This window comes from Bacillus sp. RC242 (assembly GCF_044908245.1).
GTDB lineage: Bacteria > Bacillota > Bacilli > Bacillales > Bacillaceae_G > Bacillus_A > Bacillus_A mycoides.
In genome coordinates, this window is the sequence record NZ_JBIYCZ010000006.1 from 1 (window position 1) to 25,162 (window position 25,162).

At 34.1% G+C, this 25,162-nt stretch carries 31 protein-coding genes; 19 read left to right on the forward strand and 12 right to left on the reverse strand.

The window, feature by feature from the left end:
• Positions 1–282: 282 nt before the first annotated feature.
• Positions 283–408 carry a YjcZ family sporulation protein gene (locus ABH957_RS12940; RefSeq protein WP_215588150.1) on the reverse strand — a complete coding sequence of 42 codons (126 nt, stop codon included), beginning with the start codon at positions 406–408 and terminating at the stop codon, positions 283–285.
• 268 nt (positions 409–676) lie between these two features.
• Entirely contained in the window at positions 677–1,147 is a 471-nt protein-coding gene (locus ABH957_RS12945) for a hypothetical protein (protein ID WP_404455681.1), read from the reverse strand.
• 273 nt (positions 1,148–1,420) lie between these two features.
• Here ABH957_RS12945 and ABH957_RS12950 point away from each other — a divergent pair, with 273 nt between their 5' ends.
• The 3 genes from ABH957_RS12950 (at position 1,421) to ABH957_RS12960 (ending at position 2,387) form a co-directional block, all read left to right on the forward strand.
• Positions 1,421–1,810, forward strand: a complete 390-nt coding sequence (locus tag ABH957_RS12950) for a YflT domain-containing protein (RefSeq protein ID WP_242311198.1) — start codon at positions 1,421–1,423, stop codon at positions 1,808–1,810.
• A gap of 50 nt (positions 1,811–1,860) precedes the next feature.
• On the forward strand, positions 1,861–2,061 hold the full coding sequence (locus tag ABH957_RS12955) for a CsbD family protein (RefSeq protein WP_404455684.1): 201 nt from the start codon (positions 1,861–1,863) through the stop codon (positions 2,059–2,061).
• Between the two features lie 74 nt (positions 2,062–2,135).
• Complete coding sequence (locus ABH957_RS12960; protein ID WP_000522902.1) at positions 2,136–2,387, forward strand: GlsB/YeaQ/YmgE family stress response membrane protein; 252 nt, start codon at positions 2,136–2,138, stop codon at positions 2,385–2,387.
• Between the two features lie 164 nt (positions 2,388–2,551).
• Here ABH957_RS12960 and ABH957_RS12965 read toward each other — a convergent pair whose 3' ends face one another.
• Entirely contained in the window at positions 2,552–2,752 is a 201-nt protein-coding gene (locus ABH957_RS12965) for a methyltransferase (protein ID WP_002140674.1), read from the reverse strand.
• A 197-nt stretch (positions 2,753–2,949) separates the two neighbouring features.
• Between ABH957_RS12965 and rsbV the strand changes: the two genes are divergently transcribed.
• From rsbV to ABH957_RS12990, 5 genes are all read left to right on the forward strand, one after another.
• Positions 2,950–3,288 carry an anti sigma b factor antagonist RsbV gene (gene rsbV / locus ABH957_RS12970; protein WP_002011067.1) on the forward strand — a complete coding sequence of 113 codons (339 nt, stop codon included), beginning with the start codon at positions 2,950–2,952 and terminating at the stop codon, positions 3,286–3,288.
• Positions 3,289–3,294: 6 nt separating this feature from the next.
• The gene (rsbW, locus tag ABH957_RS12975) at positions 3,295–3,777 is read left to right on the forward strand and encodes an anti-sigma B factor RsbW (RefSeq protein ID WP_404455688.1); all 483 of its coding nucleotides are present in this window, start codon (positions 3,295–3,297) and stop codon (positions 3,775–3,777) included.
• Positions 3,740–4,516: an RNA polymerase sigma factor SigB gene (sigB, locus tag ABH957_RS12980; protein ID WP_002188580.1), complete on the forward strand. Its 777-nt coding sequence runs from the start codon at positions 3,740–3,742 to the stop codon at positions 4,514–4,516. The genes rsbW and sigB overlap by 38 nt, the downstream gene beginning before the upstream one ends.
• A 70-nt stretch (positions 4,517–4,586) precedes the next feature.
• A complete protein-coding gene (locus ABH957_RS12985) occupies positions 4,587–5,027 on the forward strand; it encodes a ferritin-like domain-containing protein (RefSeq protein ID WP_002011070.1) in 441 nt (146 codons plus the stop codon).
• Positions 5,028–5,200: 173 nt separating this feature from the next.
• On the forward strand, positions 5,201–6,343 hold the full coding sequence (locus ABH957_RS12990) for a SpoIIE family protein phosphatase (RefSeq protein ID WP_404455691.1): 1,143 nt from the start codon (positions 5,201–5,203) through the stop codon (positions 6,341–6,343).
• Between the two features lie 189 nt (positions 6,344–6,532).
• Here the strand turns inward: ABH957_RS12990 and ABH957_RS12995 are convergent, their stop codons facing one another.
• From ABH957_RS12995 to ABH957_RS13005, 3 genes are all read right to left on the reverse strand, one after another.
• Complete coding sequence (locus tag ABH957_RS12995) at positions 6,533–7,390, reverse strand: CheR family methyltransferase (RefSeq protein WP_002168988.1); 858 nt, start codon at positions 7,388–7,390, stop codon at positions 6,533–6,535.
• Between the two features lie 16 nt (positions 7,391–7,406).
• The gene (locus tag ABH957_RS13000) at positions 7,407–10,097 is read right to left on the reverse strand and encodes an ATP-binding protein (RefSeq protein ID WP_404511382.1); all 2,691 of its coding nucleotides are present in this window, start codon (positions 10,095–10,097) and stop codon (positions 7,407–7,409) included.
• A 206-nt stretch (positions 10,098–10,303) separates the two neighbouring features.
• Entirely contained in the window at positions 10,304–10,555 is a 252-nt protein-coding gene (locus ABH957_RS13005) for a hypothetical protein (RefSeq protein ID WP_000991707.1), read from the reverse strand.
• Between the two features lie 223 nt (positions 10,556–10,778).
• Between ABH957_RS13005 and ABH957_RS13010 the strand changes: the two genes are divergently transcribed.
• From ABH957_RS13010 to ABH957_RS13025, 4 genes are all read left to right on the forward strand, one after another.
• On the forward strand, positions 10,779–10,919 hold the full coding sequence (locus ABH957_RS13010) for a hypothetical protein (RefSeq protein WP_404455697.1): 141 nt from the start codon (positions 10,779–10,781) through the stop codon (positions 10,917–10,919).
• A 36-nt stretch (positions 10,920–10,955) separates the two neighbouring features.
• A complete protein-coding gene (locus ABH957_RS13015) occupies positions 10,956–11,486 on the forward strand; it encodes a general stress protein (RefSeq protein ID WP_061674060.1) in 531 nt (176 codons plus the stop codon).
• A gap of 166 nt (positions 11,487–11,652) precedes the next feature.
• Complete coding sequence (locus tag ABH957_RS13020; protein WP_242311192.1) at positions 11,653–11,856, forward strand: DUF4028 family protein; 204 nt, start codon at positions 11,653–11,655, stop codon at positions 11,854–11,856.
• A 138-nt stretch (positions 11,857–11,994) separates the two neighbouring features.
• On the forward strand, positions 11,995–12,306 hold the full coding sequence (locus tag ABH957_RS13025) for a YbjQ family protein (RefSeq protein WP_000637510.1): 312 nt from the start codon (positions 11,995–11,997) through the stop codon (positions 12,304–12,306).
• Positions 12,307–13,097: 791 nt separating this feature from the next.
• On the opposite strand, the gene ABH957_RS13030 is transcribed toward ABH957_RS13025, so the two are convergent.
• The 4 genes from ABH957_RS13030 to ABH957_RS13045 form a co-directional block, all read right to left on the reverse strand.
• Positions 13,098–13,403: a hypothetical protein gene (locus tag ABH957_RS13030; RefSeq protein WP_404511384.1), complete on the reverse strand. Its 306-nt coding sequence runs from the start codon at positions 13,401–13,403 to the stop codon at positions 13,098–13,100.
• A gap of 55 nt (positions 13,404–13,458) precedes the next feature.
• Positions 13,459–14,649: an MFS transporter gene (locus tag ABH957_RS13035; protein ID WP_404491258.1), complete on the reverse strand. Its 1,191-nt coding sequence runs from the start codon at positions 14,647–14,649 to the stop codon at positions 13,459–13,461.
• A gap of 70 nt (positions 14,650–14,719) precedes the next feature.
• The gene (locus ABH957_RS13040) at positions 14,720–15,400 is read right to left on the reverse strand and encodes a FadR/GntR family transcriptional regulator (RefSeq protein ID WP_404448149.1); all 681 of its coding nucleotides are present in this window, start codon (positions 15,398–15,400) and stop codon (positions 14,720–14,722) included.
• 164 nt (positions 15,401–15,564) lie between these two features.
• Positions 15,565–16,554 carry a zinc-dependent alcohol dehydrogenase family protein gene (locus tag ABH957_RS13045; protein WP_404491257.1) on the reverse strand — a complete coding sequence of 330 codons (990 nt, stop codon included), beginning with the start codon at positions 16,552–16,554 and terminating at the stop codon, positions 15,565–15,567.
• 361 nt (positions 16,555–16,915) lie between these two features.
• On the opposite strand from ABH957_RS13045, the gene ABH957_RS13050 reads away from it, so the two are divergent.
• The 4 genes from ABH957_RS13050 to ABH957_RS13065 all read left to right on the forward strand — a co-directional run bounded on the left by ABH957_RS13050 (position 16,916) and on the right by ABH957_RS13065 (position 19,907).
• Positions 16,916–18,133: a sensor histidine kinase gene (locus ABH957_RS13050; protein ID WP_404448155.1), complete on the forward strand. Its 1,218-nt coding sequence runs from the start codon at positions 16,916–16,918 to the stop codon at positions 18,131–18,133.
• Positions 18,123–18,767, forward strand: a complete 645-nt coding sequence (locus ABH957_RS13055; RefSeq protein ID WP_002087211.1) for a response regulator — start codon at positions 18,123–18,125, stop codon at positions 18,765–18,767. Before ABH957_RS13050 ends, ABH957_RS13055 begins: the two co-directional genes overlap by 11 nt.
• Positions 18,768–18,930: 163 nt before the next feature.
• The gene (locus ABH957_RS13060; RefSeq protein ID WP_002064089.1) at positions 18,931–19,365 is read left to right on the forward strand and encodes a hypothetical protein; all 435 of its coding nucleotides are present in this window, start codon (positions 18,931–18,933) and stop codon (positions 19,363–19,365) included.
• 122 nt (positions 19,366–19,487) lie between these two features.
• Complete coding sequence (locus ABH957_RS13065) at positions 19,488–19,907, forward strand: hypothetical protein (RefSeq protein WP_404448160.1); 420 nt, start codon at positions 19,488–19,490, stop codon at positions 19,905–19,907.
• A gap of 37 nt (positions 19,908–19,944) precedes the next feature.
• On the opposite strand, the gene ABH957_RS13070 is transcribed toward ABH957_RS13065, so the two are convergent.
• A complete protein-coding gene (locus ABH957_RS13070; protein WP_000273535.1) occupies positions 19,945–20,085 on the reverse strand; it encodes a YflJ family protein in 141 nt (46 codons plus the stop codon).
• 152 nt (positions 20,086–20,237) lie between these two features.
• On the opposite strand from ABH957_RS13070, the gene ABH957_RS13075 reads away from it, so the two are divergent.
• Complete coding sequence (locus tag ABH957_RS13075; RefSeq protein WP_002011092.1) at positions 20,238–20,600, forward strand: hypothetical protein; 363 nt, start codon at positions 20,238–20,240, stop codon at positions 20,598–20,600.
• A 26-nt stretch (positions 20,601–20,626) separates the two neighbouring features.
• Here the strand turns inward: ABH957_RS13075 and ABH957_RS13080 are convergent, their stop codons facing one another.
• A complete protein-coding gene (locus ABH957_RS13080; protein ID WP_000539551.1) occupies positions 20,627–20,812 on the reverse strand; it encodes a YhzD family protein in 186 nt (61 codons plus the stop codon).
• Positions 20,813–20,980: 168 nt separating this feature from the next.
• Between ABH957_RS13080 and ABH957_RS13085 the strand changes: the two genes are divergently transcribed.
• Both ABH957_RS13085 and ABH957_RS13090 read left to right on the forward strand, forming a co-directional pair.
• The gene (locus ABH957_RS13085) at positions 20,981–22,222 is read left to right on the forward strand and encodes a metallophosphoesterase family protein (RefSeq protein ID WP_404448342.1); all 1,242 of its coding nucleotides are present in this window, start codon (positions 20,981–20,983) and stop codon (positions 22,220–22,222) included.
• Positions 22,219–25,143, forward strand: a complete 2,925-nt coding sequence (locus ABH957_RS13090) for an ATP-binding protein (RefSeq protein WP_404511386.1) — start codon at positions 22,219–22,221, stop codon at positions 25,141–25,143. Before ABH957_RS13085 ends, ABH957_RS13090 begins: the two co-directional genes overlap by 4 nt.
• Positions 25,144–25,162 lie beyond the last annotated feature (19 nt).

The following is a 25,162-nucleotide window of genomic DNA, read 5'->3' on the forward strand; positions in this document are numbered from 1 at the left end:
CAAAAACGCCATCCTTTCCTATGATTCTACAGAAAGAATAGCGTATTTTTTCATTTTAGGGGGGATTTTATTTTGTTAGCTTGATAGCGATGTGGTGCTCCCCCTGTTAGTAGTAATTTTAATATCACTATGGATAAATTACTTTTAAAACTTTACTTCCGAGAACGATAATTATGTAAATAAGCTGTCCATATGGGCAGCTTATTTTATCTTTTGTTTAGCACGGGGATTTTTTCATGAAGAAAAGACACCCATATAAGAGTGTCTTTTTCCGATAGTTTTTTAGCAGAAGCAGCTAGCTCCAACTATGATTAATAAAATAAATAATACAACTAATAAAGCAAATCCTCCAGCGAAGCCGCCGCCGCCGCAACTACCACAACTACCACAACTACCACCAAAGCCCATAATAGTTCCTCCTTTAGATAAGAGGATAAAACAAGGGGTCACTCATGTATTTTAACGGGTTCACTTTACTTTATGTTTTTAAGCATGAATTGAGCAGGTCCTTTTGAAAATAAAGAAAAGACACCTTATAAGGTGTCTTCCTTCGATTTGAAACATTTTAAGTTTAATAATATACGGTCTCGCCACAGACCTATTAGGCTGGAATTTTATAGTGTTTCTGAACAAAATTTTTTGCTGATTTTGAATCCTTAAGTTGATGGGGATCCTTTTACGTTTTATCATTTTTAAAAAAATCCTTCATTATCTTAGCGTCTTTAATATTCACCGTCACACCTTCAACTTTATCTTTCTTCTCATCTTTAGCAATCGTAATTTGTTCCTTATTATCACCCCACACAAGAAACTCTTCTTTTGAGTCATCTTTATATGTAACGGTTATAGTAGAATGCGCAGATGCCCTCTTTTTTTGATCTAGTGTGATTGTTTTCGGTGTTCCTTTTTGGACTGCTGAAGCGATTGATTGTATCATTTCCTCGTTATCTGTTTGAGATTTGGAACTAGTATTACTTGTTGTTCTAAACATTTCAATGTTGGTAATGTCTGCAGAGTTTAATTGAATGGCATTTTTCGTATTTTCTTGCTTAGTTGTTGGAGTATTGTTTGTAGTAGAAGTGCTTGTACAACCTATTAAAGTGAAAGATAGAACACTTAGAGCGCATATAGATATGATTTTTTTCATAGTATCCCTCCTTACGTTTAATTATAACAATTTTCTGTTATTTTAGGTAGTTATTGTAAGGAGATAATTTTGTAAATCATAGGGAGACATGTTTACTAGTTTTAATGATGTTCGTATGAATAATATGAAGCGTATATATGAAAAATATGCGGTTCATTCTCTATCAAAATCAAAATTCACATAATTTTTTTCATATTTTATGTTTAACATTTCGAAAATGGGTGTATTACATATAATATAACAAATAATTCATTTTAGAGGAGGAAGTTAAAGATGGAAACGAAGTATAGTAAGCCTTTTGTATATGAATTTATTACGGAGAAAGAGGTCATGAATGCAGCGAATGATCTAGTGAAGAAAGGAATAGACCAAAAAGATATTTACGTATTAACACATGAGAAAGAAAGGACAGATAGAATCGCAGACAATGTAGACGTGAATACAATTGGAATAAAAGAAGAGGGACTTGGGACAAGTATTATTAATGTTTTTCAAAAAACAGGAGATCAGTTAAGAAATAAGATGCAAGAATTAGGACTTAATGAGGAAGAAGCTAACTTTTATGAAGAAAAACTGGATGAAGGGAAAATCTTGTTATTCGTTAAGGATTTAGAAAGAGTCGGTGAATGGTTACAAGAAAGAAGATGCACGTATTCTATTTAAATTCATACTCTTTAAATCTACAAATCTATTACGAAAAGGAGATTGGAAATATGAGTGAGAGCGGGCTAAAAGAACAAATTACTGGTAAAGTTGAAAAGAAAAAGGGACAAGTAAAAGAAGGAATTGGTGAAGTTACAGAAGATAGAGAGTTGAAAAATGAAGGGAAGTGGGAGAAGACGAAGGGAACTGTAAAAGAAGAAGTCGGAAAAGTGGAACAAAAGATAAGTGATGGATTGGATAACAAAGAATAATACATGTTTATCAAGCTTTGGTTAAACGCCAAAGCTTGATAAATCCATTATAAAAATATATAGGAGGTCTAATTGTGGGACTTATTATTACGTGTATTGTAGGTGGACTTATTGGTGCGTTAGCTGGAATGATTACGGGAAAAGACTTTCCTTTAGGTATAGTTGGTAATGTTATTGCCGGATTAATCGGATCTTGGGTAGGTAGTGCGTTATTTGGTCACTGGGGCCCTGAATGGGGAGGCATCTTTATTCTTCCAGCTTTATTAGGTGCAATCGTCTTTATTTTAATCGTTACATTCTTTTCTAGAATGCTACGGAAAGCGTAAGTATGATAATGAATAGTAATCTTAAGTTTATTATATGTAGCTATAAAGTTAATAAACTGATAAAAATACATTAAAAAAGCATCCAATTAAAATAATTTGGATGCTTTTTTAATGTATTTTACATAGGAATCAGTGAGGATGGCCCCACTGATTGAGATTACATATTAAGCTATCGTTACTTTTTTACAATTATTTATTCTTACGACCTGCCTTGGTTCTATATGAGATAAGTCCTCGCTATTACCTATATCAACTACAATTGTATTCGTTAGTATGTTAATAATGGAACCAATTAATTTTGTAGCATGATCGTGTCGATAAGAAAATTGAACAAAATCTCCCTTTTTAAAGCTGTGCTCTTCCATAGATAGATCCCCCTAAAAATAATGTTTATACATTATACATACACAAATTTATAAGGTTTAAACATTTGGTAGTATTTTTTTTAGTGTTAAGCTGAGAAAGGTGTAGAAAATTTATTTATAATTAAAATGAAAAAATATGTTTAAAACTAATTTTTATGGGTAATTAAATAGTAGTAGTTTGAGATAAGGGGGCGGAAATGATGAATTTGGCAATAAATATTTTGCAAAATGATTTAGGTTATACAGTACAACTTAATGGTGAGATTGATGCGTATACGGCATCAGATTTAAAAAATAAGGTAATGCCTATTGCAAGTGAGAAAGAGGTTTATATAGTAGTAGATTTTAATAAGGTAGATTATATGGATAGTACAGGTTTAGGCGTTTTTATAGCGCTATTAAAAGCAATTAAGAAAAATGATGGGAAACTAGAGTTTATTGGTGTATCTAAAAGGTTAAAAAGATTATTCGATATTACAGGACTAACAGAAATATTAAATTTGAATTCAGATTTTGAAAAAGTAGAAAGAAGGTGACTAGGGATGATGGAGAAATTTGAAAAGATAGAAATGAAAATTCCTGCAAAAGCAGAATATGTGGCTATTATTCGTTTAACAATGGCTGGTGTTGCGAATCGAATGGGCTTTGCTTATGACGATATAGAAGATATGAAAATTGCTATTAGTGAAGCATGTACAAATATTGTACAACATGCATATAAAGAAGACGTTGGAGAAATTACAATTGTCTTTGGTCTATATGAAGGTCGATTAGAAATTATGGTTGCGGATAATGGAGTTAGCTTTGATTTTAGCGCCTTAAAAAGTAAAGTTGGTCCGTATGATATTAATAAACCAGTAGAACATTTGCCGGAAAATGGTTTAGGTTTATATTTAATAAATACGTTAATGGATGATATACAAATTATGCATGATGAGGGCATGACAGTTTTAATGACAAAATATATACAAAGAGAGCAGGTGGAGAATGATGGAAATCCAATCTCAACCTACAAATCTTACTAAAGAAGACGTTATTAAACTAATTGCAGAATTCCAACAAAACCAATGTGATGAAGCGCAGGAAAGGTTGGTTAATCACTATAAAAATCTCGTATATTCCATTGCATACCGCTATTCAAAAGGTGGGCCGATGCATGAGGATATTATACAAGTAGGGATGTTAGGGCTCTTAGGCGCAATAAGAAGGTATGATTATTCGATAGGGAATGCTTTTGAACCGTTTGCAATACCTACGATAGTAGGGGAAATAAAGAAGTATTTACGTGATAAAACTTGGGGCGTTCATGTTCCAAGGCGAATTAAAGATTTAGGCGGGAAAATTAAACTTGCGATAGAGGAGCTAACAGATCACCTACAACGTTCACCGAAGATTATAGAGATTGCGAATCATTTAGGACTATCCGAAGAGGAAGTTCTAGAAATTATGGATGCTAAAAATAATTATCAAGTATCTTCCTTAGATGATGTAGTTGAAAATTCATCTGATGGAAGTTCGGTAGCGAGAATTGAATCTGTAGGTGAAGTAGAGCAAGGATATGAACAGACAGAAAGACGTCTCGTTTTAGATGATATTTTTAACGTATTAAATGATACGGAAAAGAGTGTTATTCATTATATATTTGGAGAAAATTTAAATCAAAAGGATACAGGGGAACGGTTAGGTATTTCACAAATGCACGTTTCTCGTATTAAAAGACAAGCCATAAGTAAATTGAAGCAAGCGGCGTTTTTAGATACATAAAAAATTTAAAATAATTATGTTTAAAACATGAGAAAAGGGGTAGTTATTAAGTATAGGAGGAGATATTAAAATGTCACACGATGTGAAAGAACTAATCGAAGGATTGAATGAAGATTTAGCAGGAGAATACTCGGCAATTATTATGTATAACCATAATGCAGCTACGGTTTCTGGTATATATAGACAAGTGTTAAAACCTTTCTTTGAATCTGAAATTAGTGATGAACAAGGACATGCCCTATATTTAGCGGAGAAAATTAAGACGCTAGGTGGTACACCTACTACAATCCCTTTACCAGTGAAACAAGTAGAAGATGTTAGAGAAATGTTAGAAGCAGCTAGACAATCAGAATATGAAACAATTAAGCGTTATGAAACGAGAAAAGAACAGGCAGCGAAATTAAATATGACAGAGTTAGTTGTAAAGTTAGAAGATATGATCGCAGATGAAACAAATCATATGGAAGAATTAGATCGCCTTTTAAATGACAAAGCAATGGTGTTAAATTAAAAGTGGAAATTTATAGAGTGAAAGAACAAACTCTCATTTCTAGGGGGTTTGTTCTTTTGCTGTATAAATACGTATGAGTAGGAAATTTTTATTTTATAACTGAGTATGCAATACTAGAAAAATAGAGAATGATAATAGATTTACATTTTAAATAAGAAAAGGGGAAATAACTTGTGTCCATTTTAATTGTCGATGATAATCCGGTTAACATCTTTGTAATTGAAAAAATTTTAAAACAAGCCGGATATCAGGATCTTGTATCGCTTAATTCTGCACAAGAGCTTTTCGAATACATCCATTTTGGAAAAGATTCTTCCAGGCATAATGAAATTGATTTAATACTATTAGATATCATGATGCCTGAGATTGATGGACTTGAAGTTTGTAGGCGATTACAAAACGAGGAGAAGTTTAAAGATATTCCTATTATTTTTGTAACAGCTTTAGAAGATGCGAATAAATTAGCTGAAGCGCTTGATATAGGCGCAATGGATTATATTACGAAACCTATAAATAAAGTTGAATTGTTAGCTCGTATGCGTGTGGCATTACGCTTGAAATCGGAATTAAATTGGCATAAAGAACAAGAGGAAAATCTTCGTAATGAATTAGATTTAGCTACACAAGTACAAAGAAACTTATTAAGTAGCCCATTAAGAGAAGATCATATAAAAATTGAAGCAAGTTACTTACCTTCATTCAAACTAGCTGGAGATATGTATTATTGGTATAAAATCGATGAAAACCGCTACGGTATTATATTATTAGATGTGATGGGACATGGTGTATCTGCTTCATTAGTTTGTATGTTTATTTCGTCTGTATTACGTGAATCGATTAAATGTTTAATCGATCCGGAACTTGTCATTAAAGACTTAAATAAATATATGACTCTTTTACATAATGAGAATGACAATATTCCATATTATTTTACAGCGATATACTTAGTAGTTGATACAGAAAAGAGAACAATTGAATATGTAAATGCAGGACATCCTTCTGGATACGTTTTAGTTGATGAAGAGAATGTAGTGGAACTAAATCGCGGGAGTTGTGCGGTAGGATTTTTTGATGAAATAAAAGTCGAGAAGACAGTCATACCTTTTGAGAAGAACGCTCAAATTGTATTATTTACAGATGGTGTTCTTGAAGCAATTGCAAATGATGAATTTGAGTCTGAAGAGAAGTTGCGTACTTTTACAGAAAGAAAATGGGGAGATTTAGAAGGAGAGATAGAAGGATTTTATAAGGAAGAACAGAAGAAAACACAATCAGATGATATGTGTCTAATTATGATACAAACGAATGCGAAATAAAAAGCGTATGAAATCCAAACATAGGATTTCATACGCTTTTTACCCCGCTATTTGTGGGCAGTAAGACTCCCACCAAAAAATTTAGTCGGAAGCAAAGAAGATAGGTGGGAGATCAATTGCCCGTAAGCGCCCGATTGGTGCGGGCTAATAATCAGAGGGGAATAACCCCCCTCTGATTAAAGTTTCACTTTATTGTATTTTTTGATAGATTTGTTCGTTAGGATTAAATTGGATATAATGCGGCATTATATCTGAAAAACGAAGAGTTTCTTTATTTCCTAAACATAGGAATCCATTGTGGCCTAAACTTTCATAAAATAGTTGCTGTACTTGGTTTTGAAGTTTACTTGTAAAGTAAATTAAAACGTTACGGCAAAGTATAATATGAAATTCGTTAAAAGATTGATCGGTTACTAAATTATGCTGTGCAAAAATAATGTTTTGTAAAAGGGATGGATTAAAATAAGCAAAACGATTATCTGTTGAATAATAGTTAGAAAATGCTTGTGTACCGCCAGCTTGTAAATAGTTTTTCGTATAAGTTTGCATTTTATTTAACGGAAGGATGCCTTGTTTTGCTTTTTCTAACACATTCGTATTCATATCTGTTGCGTAAATAACAGCTTTTTCACTTAATCCTTCTTCGTGAAGTAAGATGGACATTGATAACACTTCTTCACCAGTTGCGCATCCAGCATGCCAAATTCTAATTTCAGGATACTTTTTTAATTCAGGAATAACATGCTCTCTTAACGCTTTAAAAAAAGTAGGGTTACGGAACATTTCAGTTACATTAATGGAGAAATCATTTAATAACTGTTCTAAAAACCCTTCCTCATGAATTACTTTTTCAATTAATTTTGAAATGGTAGGGATATTAGAGAGCTGCATTCTATTACAAATTCTTCTATAAATAGATGTGCGAGCATATTGGCGAAAATCAAATCCTGACAGTTTAAATACCGCTTCCAATAGTAATTCAATTTCTAAGTTCGTACGCTTATCCATATCTACGGATGGATCAAAATTATAATACTTATTTTCCACTTAAACTAAACCTCACTTATTTTATTAACCATACACTCATTACCGAATAGAGTTGATGTAAATTTAATGGTTTACTTATATAATCTGAAGCGCCAGCAGATAAACATTTTTCTTTATCATTTGGCATTGCTTTAGCAGTTAATGCGATAATAGGTATTTCATGTAACCCTAAATTCATTCGGATATGTTCCATCGTTTCATAACCGTCCATATTCGGCATCATAATATCCATTAAGATAAGGTCAATATTTGTATTGCTCTTTAGTATTTCTAAACACTCTATGCCGTTTTGTGCAGTAATAATGTTGGCATGTTGTTTTTCTAATGCATTTTGTAATGCAAATATATTTCGATGATCATCATCGACAATTAAAATAGTTTTCTCTTGGAAGACGTTATTTGTTTCTGGAGTAACTATAGTTTCCTCAATAACTTCAGCAGGAATAACATCTTCTATCGTTGCTGCGACTTCTAAATTGGATACTTGTATATCAGTTAACCCATTTGGAAGGTTAGGAATATATACTGTGAAAGTACTGCCTTCTCCTACATTACTCTCTAACGTAATCCAACCGCCTAATAATCTAGCAAACTCTTTACAGATAGATAATCCTAAGCCTGTACCACCATATTTCCGAATCGTTGCGCCATCTGCCTGTTGAAAAGCTTCGAAAATAAGTTGATGCTGTTCTGTAGCGATACCAATACCAGTATCTTTTACTGAAATTGTAATCCAATCATTACTTATAGACTGCATTTCATTACTCAAATTGGTTGTTTCTATCGGATCGAAATGTAAAGAGACGGATCCTTTTTCCGTGAATTTAAATGCATTGGATAATAAGTTTTTAATAATTTGCTCAATCCGCTTTGCATCTGTATAAAATAAATCAGGAATAATATCACTGTCTTCAATAGTAAATTCGACATTTTTTTGTGCAGCTATATGTAAAAAGTTTTGATGCATATTTGCTGCCATGTCACTTATGTTCGTTGCTTCAAAAATGACGTCTAGTTTTCCGGCTTCTACTTTAGATAAATCTAGTATGTCATTAATTAGAGTAAGTAAATCTTTTCCTGATGAATGAATGACGGTTGCTAATTCAATTTCATCATCGGATAAATGGTTATCATGATTTTCTCTTAACATTTCAGATAATAGTAAAATACTATTTAACGGTGTTCGTAATTCATGGGACATATTTGCTAGGAATTCTGATTTGTATTTTGAACTACGTAATATTTCGCTTGCTTTTTCTTCTAATTCTGATTTAGTAATTTGTAAGTCAGCTGTCTTTTGCTCGGCCTCTTCAGTTCTAGACTCTAGTTGTTCATTTGTTGTTCTTAATTCTTCGGCTTGCATTTGTAGTTCTTCAGCTTGCGTTTGCAATTCTTCTGATTGAACTTGCAACTCTTCTGTCATTGCTTGTGATTCATGTAAAAGAGTTTGAATTCGCATACGTCCCATAATACTATGGATGGTTAGACCTAGGTTATCAACGGTTTGTTGAATTAAATCTTGATGTAAGTCTGAAATCTCAGTTACACTTACTAACTCCATTACTGCGATCACTTCATCTTCAAATAAGATAGGGACGACTAGTAGGTTTTGAGGGCGTATTTCTAATAAGCCGCTAGTGACATAACGAAATTCTTCTGGTATTTCTCGAAGAATAAAGCTTTGTTTTTCTAAAGCACATTGCCCAATTAAACCTTCACCCATTTTAATGGATTGTTTTCCAATATCAGCACCTTGATCAGCGAAAGAAGCTTTCTTCACATAGTAGACAGTTTCTTCAATTTCTTCACGTACATAGAATGCACCGCAAGAGGTTTGCGTTTTTTGTATAACTCCACTAAGAATTTTTTTACCTAACATCTCAATAGAAGGTATACCTTGATACATTAAAATTAATTCTGCAAGCTCGGTTTGTAACCACTCTCTTTTAGATATTTCGTCTAGTAGGTGGTTCGTTGTATGAGCAAGCTCTTTTATTTCATCCCGCGTGTTTACATGAATTCTTTCAGTAATTTTTTCTTTAGAAGAAATGGATTTAATAGCTTGAATTACGTTTTTAATCGTTTTTGTAATGGAATTCGAAATATAGAGTGAAATGATAATAGAAATACAAGAAAGTAAGAACAATAAACTGTATAACCAAATCTCTAATTTATTATTTTCAGTATCTAATTGTGCAGCTCTTTTTTTCGTTAGTTGCTCCTCTACACCACGGAAGTTAGTTAGCTGCGATTGTAATGACTGAATTTGAGTCGTGTCGATTGCTTGTATGTTATTACTATTATGATTTGTAATTAATGGATGAATCTCTTTATTAATCCAACTATTAATATTTTCGTTAATCTGTTTTAATTTTTCTTGCTGAGAGGGGTTATCCTCTAATAGAGCCAAAAGATCTTGATAATGTTTTTCGTAATCCTTTTCCGCAGTGTTCAGGGATTGCACGTAATTTGCGTTATTAGAAGTAATAAATCCTTTCGCTTTATTTTCAATTGTTAGCAATTCTTTCTCCACTTGATTCGTTAAATTAAGAACTTTAAAATCGTGATCAATAATAAAATTACGAGATTTTTGTAAATTGGAAATCTCATTGTTTAACATAATGAAAGAAATAAGTAAGAACAAAATCATAACTAAATAACCAGCCATAATTTTGTAGCGAATACTAAATTTTGCTTTCGATTTCATTAAAAATTCCTACCTTCAAGGTTATTAAAAGTTTTCTATTGTAAAGAATGAAAAACGTAATATATATTATATCAGTTTTCATAAGGCCAAACTAGAAATCCCCCTATTGTATTAGGGGGTCTCGTTTTGAATAGAGGAAATCATTTTGAAATATAAAAACATATATGAAAAGTAACGATCGAGGGAATAGGGGGATAATAAAACTTTTAAGAAGGAAAGAGTGTTCTTAAAGCTTTTTTTGCATCTATTCCTTCAAAGATAAATAATACAAGCTCTCTCTTTTTTACAGTAAGGAAAAAGGATATTAATGTGCTTAAGCTTTTAATAGAAGTAAGTGTTCCATGTTTGCTTATAAATAAATTAGTTTGAAATGTTGTCATTAAAGCATAAAAATGATGAATCTGCGTTATTGTAGGTGTTTCATTATAAAGAATAGTAGTAGATTGGATTGCATTCATCGAAATATTCCTTTCCATATAGTAAGCATAACAATATAAACATACCCGTTTTAAAAAATGTTAAACATATAAATAAGAAAAAATATAATTATAGTATTTTTACGTTTAGAAAGGGTTACGAAGGGTATACATATACTACAAAGAGATTGACAGAAGATGAATTGTAAGATTTCTATTCTATAAAAATATACTTTTACTTTAAATAAAAAGGAGTCTGGTATACATGAATGAAATGATGATTGATATTACATTTGATTTAATTTACTTGTTAAGTGGTTCGCTTGTAATGCTTTTACTATTCGCTTTTTTCGTAAATGGTTATGTTAATAAGAAGGTTAGTGTATACAGAAATGAAGAAAGATAAAGATACATTATATAAAACTTTAGGAGGTTAATAGTTATGAATACAGATAGAAAAATAGTAGGTATTTTTAGAACAATTGATGATGCGGCATTCGTTATTAATGAATTAAAAGATAAAGGATACTCGGCGGGTAACATTTCAGCTATTGCGAAGGATCAAAAGGAAATTGAACATCTGGAAGAAAAATCGGGTGAAAAAGTGAATAGTGAAACGGCACATAAAGCGGATATCTTTTCAGCGACAGGGCTTGTGGCAGGAGGAGTAGCAGGCGGACTCGGTGGTTTATTAACAGGTCTTGGTATACTTGCCGTTTCTGGAATGGGTCCAATCGTAGCAGCGGGACCTATCGCAGCAGCTATTGGAGGAGCCGGTATTGGCGGAGGAGCTGGAAGTTTAATAGGAGCATTTATCGGATTAGGAATTCCCGAAGAACATGCTAAGAAATATGAAGAATACATTTACGATGGAAATATATTAATTTTAGTAGATGCAAAATTAGATGATAAGTTAGAAATCTATAAAATATTTGATAAGCATAACGCCTATAACTCTGATTTCTTTAAATAATATTTACTTCACATATCAATTATGCAAAATGCAAACATAGTGAATATCGTTTTTTAATCTTACAACTTTGGCGCGGCCGAGGAGTCGTATGACTATAAGAGAGGAAGGGCTTATAGTAAAAGATCAAGTTCTATTATGATATTAAAAAGAGAAGAGGTGTCTTTTCGTGATTGTAAAAATATTAAAGGATAGTAGTAATAGTTTTCTTTGTACAGTTCAAAATAAAAATGGAGATCAGTATGTGAAGAAATGGTTTCGTAAACAGAAAAACAAGGAAGAAGTAGGGCGACCAACTTTTAAAGAAGTAGAAAAGGATTGGAAAGAAAATAGAGAATCGTTTATGTATCCGAATGTTAAAGCACTTTATTAAGCATAATAGGCGCTTTATTCTTACAAAATTGTCACACTCCTGTAAGGTAATTCAATAGATTAGATACTTTTTCCGTGTCATAATAAAGACATAAGAAAGCGCATTAAAAAACTACAACTTATTAGGAGAGTGTCAGTCATGATTGTAACAACAACGTCTGGAATTCAAGGTAAAGAAATTATTGAGTATATCGATATTGTAAATGGTGAAGCTATTATGGGTGCAAATATTGTCCGCGACTTATTCGCTTCTGTTCGTGATGTTGTCGGTGGTCGTGCTGGTTCTTACGAAAGCAAGCTAAAAGAAGCTCGTGATATCGCAATGGATGAAATGAAAGAACTTGCAAAACAAAAAGGTGCGAACGCTATCGTTGGTATTGACGTAGATTACGAAGTTGTTCGTGATGGAATGTTAATGGTTGCTGTAAGTGGTACAGCTGTACGTATATAAGTAAATAAAAAACAGGCTCCCCCTTGAAGTTCATGCTTTGAGGGGATTTTTTTGTTTCATGATTAAAGTTAAAATGAAGAAGAGTGGATGGATTTTTATAGGTGGAAAAAATAAGATGAGGGCGAATGTACTAGCTCACTCAAATGATATAACCGTTTAAGTGATAAAGTTGAAAAGAAACTATAATTTACATATGTTTAAAGTGCCAAAACTTTTTCGTCAAACGTTATTGTAAAAAATGCTAGGATTGCTCCTAGCATTTCGTGAGGGGATATTGCACGGGAATTTAGATAATAAGCAGACGTACCCGCTTATTTCAAATGTAGTATATATTGTTTTCAAGGAGAAAAGTAAGAAATACAACAATCTTTATATATGTTTAACGAGAGTGTTAACTTTATGATAAATAATAAAATTGTTATTTGAGGTAAGGGGAGAAATAATGGTATGAATAACTTTAGAGGGTGTATAGTTTATAGAAATAAACGATTGAGCATGTAAGGCGTTGTATTACATAAAATTTATAAAGCATTGGAGGCAGTCACATTATGTTTTGGTTAGGATGTTTTTTAGGATATATTGTAGGTTCAGTTATTACATGTGCTCTACTTTACTATGGGTATAGATCCAATGAAAATAAAAAAGTGGATATACAAAAGAGGGAGGAGAGGAAAATCAATAAAAAAGGTGTATAGGATGTGGAAGGTAAGGTGATAACGTTGATGCAAAAATAAAGGACAGTACATATTGTATATGGCTACTATGTACTGTCCTCACTTATTTCTTTTGGATTATGAAAACTCATTACCTGTCTTGCTATAAATTTCATAGGCGAAATAACCAAATAAATAGCCTATTCCAGATCCTAAACTAATGGAAAGTAGTGAGGAATCCGGAAAAAACATACCGAAAATCAAACCAATTATACAGCCAACAAGCATTCCCATAGGTATTAAACTATCTAATAACAGTTGAGCTTTTTGAGATTTTTTCTTACCTAATTTTCCGTTCTTATATTTATGTTCCAATCTTTTAATTACAAATACTACAATTCCACCAACTATTACAACAGGCGCGATTGCCGAAATGAACCACATGTTAGAAGCTCCTTTCGTTTTTAATTAAATTATACCATATATTAACATTTTAAATTTAAGCGGAGACAAGATCTTCTGCATTTCTTTTCCTTTTATTCATGACTAAAGTTAATAGGAATAAAATGAAGCTTAAAAGTGCCATTATAATAAAAACTTGCGTATAGCTATTAAAATAATCACGAGCGATTCCTGCTAGGACAGGAATGAATCCGCCCATAATATATCCTCCTGACTGCATCATTGCAGTCCATGCACTCGCATCTTCTGAAGTTTTTGTTTCATATAGCGGTAGCATGAGAGCGAGTGGGAATACGCCGCCGAGTCCGATACCTAGTAAAATAGAAGGAATCCATGGTGTAGTTAGTGGGTAAATCATAAGCGATAAACCTACGAGTACGAAGCATATACTCCCTAATAACCAAAGTGCTCGGTTTTTATAAATATCCGCTAATGTTGGAATTAAAAAGCTGCATATCATTTGAACAACTGTAAAAACAGTTATGAGAGTACCAGCTTGTTCGCTACTGACACCCATATTTTGATTTGCGGGCGCAAGCCAAGTCGTAATGGAGTAAAAGATTCCTGATTGTAGTCCGAAAAAGATTGTGAACAACCATGCTTTTTTATTTCTTAAAGGTAAACTATTATTCTTTTTATCTTGTGTACTCGTATTCTTTTTTCGTTTCATAACCGGATACCAAAATATAATAGCGATAATAGTAAGTACACCCCAAAAAGCGAGTGCCATATTCCAATCGTCTTTTAATACATGTTGTAAAGGAATCGTTAACCCTGCACTTAAAGAAGCACCAGTTCCCATACCTACTGAATATATGCCAATCATTAAGCCGATTTTCGTAGGGAATTTTTCTTTAATAAAACCTGATAGTAACGGACCTGCAAGTGCAATTCCAATGCCGATAAATAAAGAGCTCGCGAATAATGTGGAAATGGAAAAGGTAAAAGCTCTCATGCATGTTGCCAAGCCAATTAAAATAAGACAAGCCATAATTGATTTTTCTGCCCCGTATTTCCTAATTACCTTCCCAGTCAGTAAGGCGAATGTCCCCATACAAAAAACAGGAATAGCTGTTAAAAAGCTAACGGAAAAATTGCTTATATTTAAGTCTTGTCGGATTGTTTCTAATACAGGTGAAACAGATGTAATTCCGATACGTAAATTAATAGAAACAAAAAATAGTGCTAGTATATACAAATAAGTTCGTTCTTGATGTTTCAATTTCATTTTCTCCTCTCTTAAACATCAGATGTTATTGAGTATATCATCTGATGTTTAAGTGTAATATATAAGGAGCTTATTTCAGCTCCAAATTTTGAACGGCGTATGTTCGTGCCTCTTCGGCATTTTGTTTTAAAATAGCTTGGAATAATTTTTCATGAATTTCAGAGTTATCTTCATAGTTCACTGTATTTAATATTAATTGGCTTAAAATGTGGCGAAGGGCAGGTACGAAAGATTGATACAAATCAAGTAGAACTTCGTTTTTGCTCGCCTTTGCAATTGCTAGATGAAACTGAATGTCTGCATCTATGTATGCCACATAATTTCCTTCTTGAAGGGTATTTTTTCTTTTATTCAAATGTCCTTTTAAGTATAAAAGATCCTCTTCACTTCGGCGCTGTGCCGCTAACATAGCTACTTCTTTATCTAACATATTTCTTGCTTCATACACATGATTAATATTAGCTGCTTGCAGTCGTTTTTCAAATGAATCTTGCGTTGTATTTAGTGAGACAATACGAGTACCTTGTCCTTGTCGAACTTCTAATATGCCGGCATGTACTAATATCTTTATGCTTTCTCGCAGCGTTGAACGTCCTACTCCTAACTCTTCCATTAATTGCGGCTCTGTAGGGAGGCGATCGCCAACTTCATACTCGCCAGAAAAGATTTTCTCTTGTAGACGTTCCAACACTTCATCGACTAATTTCCGCCGAGAAACTTTTGAAAAAGATTTCTTTTCTTTTATATTCATCTGCTCATCTCCTGTTATATTCGCTTTTATGATAACCAATTTAAGTTCTGTTGACAATGTTATTTTTTAGGTAGTTGAAGCGGGGATACTAAAATAGGGTTTATAAGACATAAAAAAATCTATTTTGAAAAAATCAATCAAAATAGATCTTTCAATAGCATTTACTAACCCGTCAAAAACACTTTCCCTTTCGTTTTTTCAGCAGACTGTACGACATCAACCGCACTTTTCACATCCGCTAAGTCATACGTAGAATGTACCGTCATAAAATATAATTGCTTATTTTCCACTAAACGAATTAAGTGATGAAACGTTTCTTGCCATTTATATGGTGACACTTCATTATTCCAATATCGTAAATGAAATATATTCGCGTGCACTTTTGCTTTCGTGATAATCTCTGACCAGTTTACTTGTATACCTGATAGAAGGCCGATAGTTAAAAAGCACCCATTTGGACGTAAGGAGAAAGCTAATTCATTTCCATCCGGTCCCCCGATAGAATCAATGGCAGCATCTGCACCAAGCCCGTTTGTTAACTCCATAACTGTTTCATAAAGCGGGGCAGTGGAAGTATCTATTACATATTCGGCACCAAGCTGAAGTAATTCCTCTGTATGTTTACTATTTCTCGTAACTGCAATTAATCGGAAGTTTAAAATTTGTGATAACTGAGCAAAAAGATGACCAATAGCGGATCCACAAGCATTTACTAATAAAACGTCATTCTGTTTTAAGTTTAGCGTTTCTGTGCATGTGACCCACGCCGTAAGGGGATTAATATACATTTGCGCCGCTGTAAAATCATCGATGGAATCAGGAATAGGCACTACAAAGTCAGCTGACGTCTTCACATATTCTTGCCAAGTACCTTCTCCGCGTAACGGTAAAACCCGTTTACCGATAAGGTCTCTAGTAACGCCCGCGCCAACATCTTCTACAATACCAACACCTTCATAACCAGGAATGTTAGGTAAAGGGATTCTATGTGCATACGCTCCGGTTACGGGAATTAAGTCAGATGGATTAATCGGTCTAACTAACATACGAACTAAAACTTCATTATCTTTTAATGGTTCTATATTTTTATATTCAACCTGTAACACATCTTTTGGATTGCCAAACTCATGAAATTGAATGTGTTTTCCGTGCAAGATAAATGTTCCCCCTTAGTTTGATTGGGTTAATTATAGCATTTTTGGTTTAAATGATTATTTCATTAGCACTAAATAAAAGGGAACAGAAAGTCGTCGTTTATACTTTGAGGAGATTTTGATTGTGCAAACTTTTAAAATATACATTAATTATGTAGCATTGTATGGATTGCTGAATAATAATCTTACATAAACATCAATGCATTTCGATATACAATATTTCATATTTATATTTGGTAATGAGGATGAAGAGGAATCAGTGACTTATCCCGCTATTTGTGGGAGTCGGGCTGTATGTAAAAGCCTTCACTTTATCAAAATGTAAGTTGCATCTTGTATAATGTAATAGTGGAGGTCAGATATGAAAAAAATAAGTTTAAATATAGATTTGGATACAAATGTATTGGAAGTGGTATTTATTCCAAGAAGGTTTATTATTTTATGGGTTACACTCGTATATATAGCTTCAATGCTTTTAGAATTTCGTAATAATATTTTCTCTATGGATAGTTTTTTCTTTACAATAGTCATTGTTATTCATACTATTTTTCATTGGTATGCGAGTTCATTAAAAAATAGGCAATTGTTGTACTTCTTTTTTGTACAACTTTTCATTGTGTTTTTGGCTGCATTTATTGCAACAAATGCTTCGATAGCGATTTTTGTTGGATTAACTCCTATTTTAATCGCCCAAAGCTTATATGTTTATAACAATATATTTAAAGTAATGGCAGTTTTTACTCTTATGTATGCAATATTTTGTGCTGCAATTAGTATCAATTATGGTGTGAATAAATTAGCTATTCTTATCTCTATGTTTCTTTTAGTGTTAGCAATTATTATTCCTTTTTCTTATATTAATAAGCAGCAATTTGATGCACGTAATCGTATACAGAGCTATATTCAAGAGTTAGAGTCTGCATATATGAGAGTGGAAGAATTGACATTAGCTAATGAAAGGCAGCGTATGGCAAGAGATTTACATGATACGTTAGCGCAAGGTTTAGCAAGCTTAATTATGCAATTGGAAGCAATAGATGCCCATATGCAAAAAGGGAATACAGGACGATCTCAAGAGATTATGAAACAAACTATGATAAGAGCGAGACAAACTTTACATGATGCAAGGTTGGTTATTGATGATTTGCGTCATACTACTAATTCATTTAATGGAGCAGTAAAAGAAGAGGTTCAACGTTTTTCTGAAGCTACGTCTATACATGTGAGATTTACTATCCAAAGCCCACCGTATATTTCAAGCGTAGTAAAAGAGCACTGCTTATATGTAATTAGTGAATGTTTAACGAATATCGCAAAACATTCACAGGCAGCAGATGTAAATTTAAATGTTGAATATATCGATGATCTTGAAAAACTTACTATTGAAGTTGAAGATAATGGAATTGGTTTTGACACTAGATATATCGGTAAGAATCCTGGACATTATGGTTTAATTGGTCTAAATGAGCGTGTTCGATTGATTAAGGGAGAAATACATATATTGAGTGAAAAGATGAAAGGTACGAAAGTGTATATTCAAGTGCCTATAAATAAAGAAGGAGATAGCCATGAAGCATAACGTATTAATTGTAGATGATCATTTTGTTGTAAGAGAAGGTCTGAAATTAATAATAGAAACGAGTGATTCATTTCAAATTATAGGTGAGGCTGCAAACGGAGAAGAAGCCCTTTCTTTCATAGAAAAGAAGAAACCTGATGTCATTTTAATGGATTTGAATATGCCTAAAATGAGTGGTTTAGAAACAATTGAGGCTTTGAATGAAAAACAAAACCATACGCCGATTATTATATTAACTACTTATAACGAAGATGAATTAATGTTAAAGGGAATTGAGTTAGGGGCAAAAGGATATTTGCTAAAAGATACGGATCGTGAGAATTTGTTTCGAACATTGGAAGCGGCTATTCGAGGTGAGATTTTACTACAACCAAATATTATGGAAAAGATAGTGAAGTATAAAAGGAAAGAAGTACATGCTGATAAGGTTGCAGAAAATAACTTAACGGTTAAAGAATTGTTTGTGCTGAAAGCTATTGCGCGCGGATATAAGAATAAAGAAATTGCATTTGATATGGGAATAGCTGAGCGAACGGTAAAAGCATATTTAACAAATATATACAATAAATTAGGTGTTAATTCACGGTCAGAAGCAGTAGCTGTATCTATTGAAAGGAAGTTAATTCATTTTTAAAACATTATATATGCCCAATCGTACATTATAGGCTTGCCCTTTTGTACGATTTTTTTATTTCTTTCTCATGTTATGCTTCAGAAAGTATGAGAGATTTAAGAATAATCTAATTGCATTACAATTATAGACGTTTCTAATGTAGGAAAGGAAGAAGAATAATTAAATGGAAACTTTGCTTTTAATTCCTGTATTAATTTTCTTTATTTGGCTGCAAAGCAAACAAAGAAAATTAAACTGGATAGATATTATAACTTTTCTCATGATGATAGGGATTATTACTTATACGGCGCCGCAACCAATGACTAGGGATTTACAAGCAGAGTTACTGGCAGTTACGCTTATTTCTTTCGCTATTGGTGTTTGGCAAGGTGGGGGAATTACAGTCTGTTATGAGGATGAAATTTTATATATTACAAATGGAAAACAGTATTCCATTTCATGGATTCTCTTAATAATTGGCAACATAATTATTATTAATATATTTGAAGGTGGATTTACATTTAATGGACCGTGGTTTCTTTTGTGTAGTGTTGTCATTACATCTGGGGTGAAAACCAGTATTCTATGTGTTCTGTACAAATTAACAGTGCGAAATTGAATGGAAAATCAAAGCTGTTTTCTTTTATCCCGACATAAAACGTATTGCTGTAAGTTCATTAAAAGACTGTAGTTGATAAAAAATGAGAAGGAAGTATTGGAAGAATGGGGGAGTTAACGTAGATGTTTCTACCTATTACTATATTTGATAGGTTTAGTTGGCTGGGGAATGTTGCTTTCTCTTCAGAAAAGACTAGCAGGAATCGAGCGCTTTCGAGGGCTGAAGAAAGAGATGTTAATTTGTGTAATAAGAACTGTATAGGTTCAGTTAATAATATGCATCAAAAAATAACGATAGATTCTGTGGAATATGGTGATAATTGTATATTGGGCCGTGCAGAACCTCATTCAACAATTGTCATAACAAGTAGTGATATGTATGTTGGAAGCGGACGGGTTAATAAGTGTGGGGAATTTAAAATATATACAAATGATTATCTGGAAGAGTATTTGGTACTAGAGATTCAGTTGATAATGGGCGGTTTTTATCAAGGAAGTATAACGGTAAAGTTAAAGTATGATGATTTTCTTTTTATTTACTAAATAAAAAGGAAGCAACCGTAGTCGCTTCCTACATCTATTAAGCCGAAGCTTTCTTCATTCTCTCAAGTAAACTAGATAAAATATGTGTACGATAAGATTCTAGTTTTTTACCTTCGTAAGTACGAATCCCTAATTTTTTAAGTTCTTTTACATACCAACCTTTGCTTCCGAAATACATGTGATCGCTCCCCTTCAACTTTGTTTACTTGTCCTGATTGTACTTGGAGGTACGGGTAATATAATGAAGGAAATGAATTTCGCGCGAAAATGGTTAACTTTGTTGCAAAAGACATATATACTAAGGGTAGTATATAACGAGGTGGGCAAGACGTGATTATAGAGAAGCACGAAATTCAAATTGACCAAATTACGAGCGGTAAAGTGAATATCTTTACTTTCTATAGAAATAGAAAGCAAGTTGATGATCATTTTTTACGATTGCAAGAACCATCGCTTACAGCAAACTACTTCTTCCATTTTCATTTTGATGCAGAGAGCTTGCATCTTCTGCAGGAAGAATTTCCAGGCGTATATCCGTACGACCGTAGTGACACGATTCACGACTGGACGGAAAAGATGAAAGCGGAATTGCAACATCAGATCCAAACAGGAAAATGGAATAAACGCGTACGTATCGGTAATCGTATTCTAGATGTGGCGTTTACGTGGTGTGACGAAGATATAGTAGAGTGAAAAAGAAGCGGATGACGCTTCTTTTTTTAGCGCTGGAATAAAACGAGCTTACCTGCAGAAGATGTGCAGCGATGTGTTTTTTCATACAATCCTTTCTCTTGTAAAATAGATTCACCTTTTGCTTTCGCTTCTTTTTCAGTTGCCGCCTCGAATGATTCGTCTAATGCTTTAGAACCATCTTTTTCAAAGACTGTTAGAACGTATACTCCCATGAAAATTCCCTCCAATAATAAAAATCAGAATCTTATAACTATTTTGGCATAAATCACTAGAATATGCAAAGAAATATATGACATTGCGTGGTAAAATAAAGGGGAAGTTTTATGGGCACTAGATTTACTATTCGTAGTAAAGTACGGAAAAAGAAAGGATCGTTATTTGTGAAACAAGTGAAGTTTATACATGCGGCTGATTTGCATTTGGATAGTCCGTTTAAAGGAATGGAAATGAATGTTGCGCATTCTGTTTGGGAGAGAATGAAGCAAAGTACGTTTGAATCGTTCGAACGTATTGTTGATAAAGCGATTCAAGAGCGCGTTGATTTCGTATTACTAGCCGGGGATTTGTATGATGCGGAGACGAGAAGTTTGAGAGCGCAAGTGTTTGTGCGCGAGCAAATGAAGAGACTGTCGCAGTACGATATCCCTGTTTTTATTATTCACGGTAACCACGATCATTTAGGGGGAAGCTGGGCAGCAATTGAGTTTCCAGAAAATGTTCATGTGTTTACGGAGCCTTATGTAGAAGAGAAATCATTTTATAAAAATGGTGAGCTATTAGCTTCTATTTACGGGTTTAGTTATTTGCAGCAAGCGGTAACGGATAATATGACAGCGCAGTATACGAAAATGAGTGATGCGCCTTTTCATATTGGCATGCTTCACGGAAGTGTGGAAGGGGATGCAGAGCATAATCGCTATGCACCGTTTCAAATTCGTGAGCTAAAAGAAAAGCAGTTTGATTATTGGGCTCTTGGCCATATACATAAACGTGAAATTCTATCAGAAGATCCATGCATTATTTATCCAGGTAATATACAAGGACGTCATCGTAAGGAAACAGGAGAAAAGGGTGCGTACCTGATTGAACTCACGAAACAAGGAACGCAATGTTCATTTTTCCATACGGCGGATGTTGTATGGGATGAGATAGAAGTAAATATTGATGGACTGGAAACTGTTGATGACCTTATGACGAGCGCGTCAAGTGCGATGAATGAATGCAGAAGAGAAGAGGAAGGTACGCTTTTAACTGTCATATTTACAGGACAGGGACCACTTTCTCCTTATTTGCGTGAAGACAAGCGCGTGGAAGAGATTTTTCATATTTTAGCAGCTGGCGAAGAGCGAAAAGACTTTGTGTATGCGATGAAGTGGAAAAATGAGACGGTTTCTTTTGCGGAAATTGAACGTTTGAAAGAAGAAAATCATTTCGTCGGTAGTGTTCTGAAAGAGTTAGAAGCTTTCACAAATATGGATGGAGTATTGCGCACGATTTGGACATCTCCTGTAGCACGTAATAGTATTGAAGCTTTTACGGAAGAAGAGAAGAAAGAGATTCAAAAGGAAGCGGAAAATATTATTTTAGAGCAATTATTCCAGCAAGAGAGGGATAAAAAATGAGAATTGAAAAACTCCATATTTATGGCTATGGAAAACTAGAAAATGTGGAAATGGATCTGTCAATGTTGACGGTACTGTACGGTGAAAATGAAGCGGGGAAATCGACAATTCGCTCGTTTATGAAAAGTATTTTATTCGGTTTTCCGACGAGAGGACAGCGTCGTTATGAGCCGAAAGAAGGCGGGAAGTACGGCGGAGCGATGACTGTTCAAATAGAGAAGTACGGCCGTTTAAAAATTGAACGATTGCCAAAGACGGCAGTTGGTGAGGTGACCGTTTATTTTGAAGACGGGAAAACTGGCGGCGAAGCTATTTTAAACGATATATTAAGCGGTGTGAATGAAAGCTTATTTGATTCTGTTTTTTCATTTGATATGCATGGTCTTCAAAATATTCATCAGCTCGGCGAAGCGGATATCGGTAATTATTTATTTTCGGCAAGCGCAGTCGGAAGCGATGCGTTATTGCAGTTAGATAAAAAATTAGAAAAAGAAATGAATCAGCGTTTTAAGCCGAGTGGTCGTAATCCTGAAATTAACGTGTCACTGCAAGAGATGAAGAAAATTGAGGAAAAGATGAAAGAATGGCAAGGGAAGATTGGCACGTATGAAAAACAGGTCGAGCAGTTAAAAGAAAGTGAAGAGAAACTTACTTCTGTTCGTGCGGAAAAAGAGTCAGCCGAAAAACGAAAGCAAGATTATGAAATATTAGCGGCGCTTGAGCCTCTTGTTATTGAAAAGAGTGCGCACGAGAAAGTGTTAGAAAATGAGAACGGGCAGTTTCCTGTAAACGGAATGGCGCGCTATGAGGCGGTAAAGGCAAAGATAGAACCGCTCCAAGTACAAGTAGATTCACTTCAAAAAAAGATAGAAACAGTGCAATCAGAAATTGATTCCACAGAAATAGATGAAGCATTTTTACAAAAAGAAAGTTACGTAGAAGAACTTCGTATGCAGCACATGTCTTATGAAAATGCACGCCAAGAAATGCGTGATATGACGGGAAGTATTGCGAATATAAAAGAAGAAATCGCAGAACTAGAGCAACAAATTGGTGCTACTTTTGAACAAGAGACTGTTCTTTCATTTGATATAAGTTTAGCGACGAAAGAGTTAATTACGCAAACTGTGCAAAAAGCGAGAGAGTTAGAAACGCAAAAAACACAGCTTGATGAACGTTTTAAAACGGCTCAAGAGCAATTAGAAGAGCAAGAAGAAAATATAAGACAAATCAGCCAGCAAATGTTAGCTGATGAAGAAAAAAATATGTTAGTTGAGAAAGAAAAATCATTTCAGGATGCGGCATTTTTAGGAATGGGCGCAGAGAGAATGAAGCGCAAGTATGAGGAAAAAGCAGGGGCAGCTCAGCAAAAGAAAAAACAGTGGCAAAGAATTTGTCTTCTGTTACTTCTTATTAACACGCTTGTTTTATTCACGAGTCTATTTATAGATAACCGCGTGCTGTTATTTATTAGTGTGATTGTGTTTGTAGGGATTGTTTTAGCACTCGTTTTATATAAAGATCCTTCGGGTGGATTACAAGAAGAGCTTCTTACTCTTCAGCAAAGTGCTGGCGGGCGTCAAAGTGAAGAAGCGATGTCTGTTCGTTATCAGTTAGAAAAAGATGAAGAGATTCGTAAGCTATTTGAGCGTGAGTCGTATAAGTTGCAGCAAATGGAACGAGCTTATGATAAAGTCGTTTCATCGTATGAAGAATGGGAGAGAGAAACTTTCCAAATAGGAGAACAAGTAGATGCGTATAAAACGCGCTATATGTTCCCAGAATTTTATACGTATGCGCACATATTGCCGGCGTTTGAGCGTATTGAAAAAATGCAGCAATTATATCGTGATTTAGAGAAGCAAAGTAAGCGGAAATCTTCATTGTATGAAATGATTTCGCACTTTGAGCATAAACTAGAAACTGTTATCGGTAGCACGGAGTATAGCAATTTGCATGAGGCGCAAAGTCGTATGCAAAACGAGAAAGAGAAGCGCCAAACTTGTAAGCAGCTGAAAGAGAAGCTGGCGGAATGGCAAGAAGAATATGAGTACATGCAAGAGCAATTAAAACAACTACTAGTAGAGCGAGATGGGTTATGGCATATCGCAGAATCTACAGATGAAGAGATGTTTTTAGAAGCAGGAAAATTGGCAGAGAAACGTGAAGACGCGGATAAGCAAGTGGGGCGTTTATTACCTCAAATTGATTTGTTAGAACAGCGCTTAACGAGTTTGTCATTAGCTGAGCATTATGAGGCTGACGGTTATGATGAAAAATTAAAGCAAGAAATTACAGCCGCGCAAAGCTGTCTTGCAGGGGAGAAAGAACTGACAGAGCGTATTGCGAAGCATCGAATAGAAATTGCGAATTTAGAAGAAGGCAGTACGTATGGTGATTTACTACATGAGTGGGAAATGAAAAAATCACAAGTGCGTGAACAAGTGAAGAAGTGGGCTGCTTATGCGGCCGCAAAGACAGTATTAACGAAAACGAAGCAATATTATCATGAAGTACATTTGCCGCGCATTTTACAAAAATCTGAAGAATATTTCGTGTATTTAACAGGCGGAAGATACAGTAAAATATTCTCACCGTCAGAAGCGGAACCTTTCATTGTCGAACGTAACGATGGTATGCGTTTTTACAGTCATGAACTAAGCCAAGCGACAGCGGAGCAGTTATATTTATCGTTACGATTTGCACTAGCGAAAACGTTTGAGCATGACTATCCATTTATTATTGATGATAGCTTCGTACATTTTGACGCGGTAAGGACGAATCGAACGATTGAACTTATAAAGGAAATTGCGAAAGATAGACAAGTTATCTTCTTTACATGCCATGCGCATTTACTAACGTATTTTACAGAAAATGAGATTATAAAATTAACACATAAGCGTAAAGAAAATGAGTTGTAGTATGCTATACTAAAAGTAA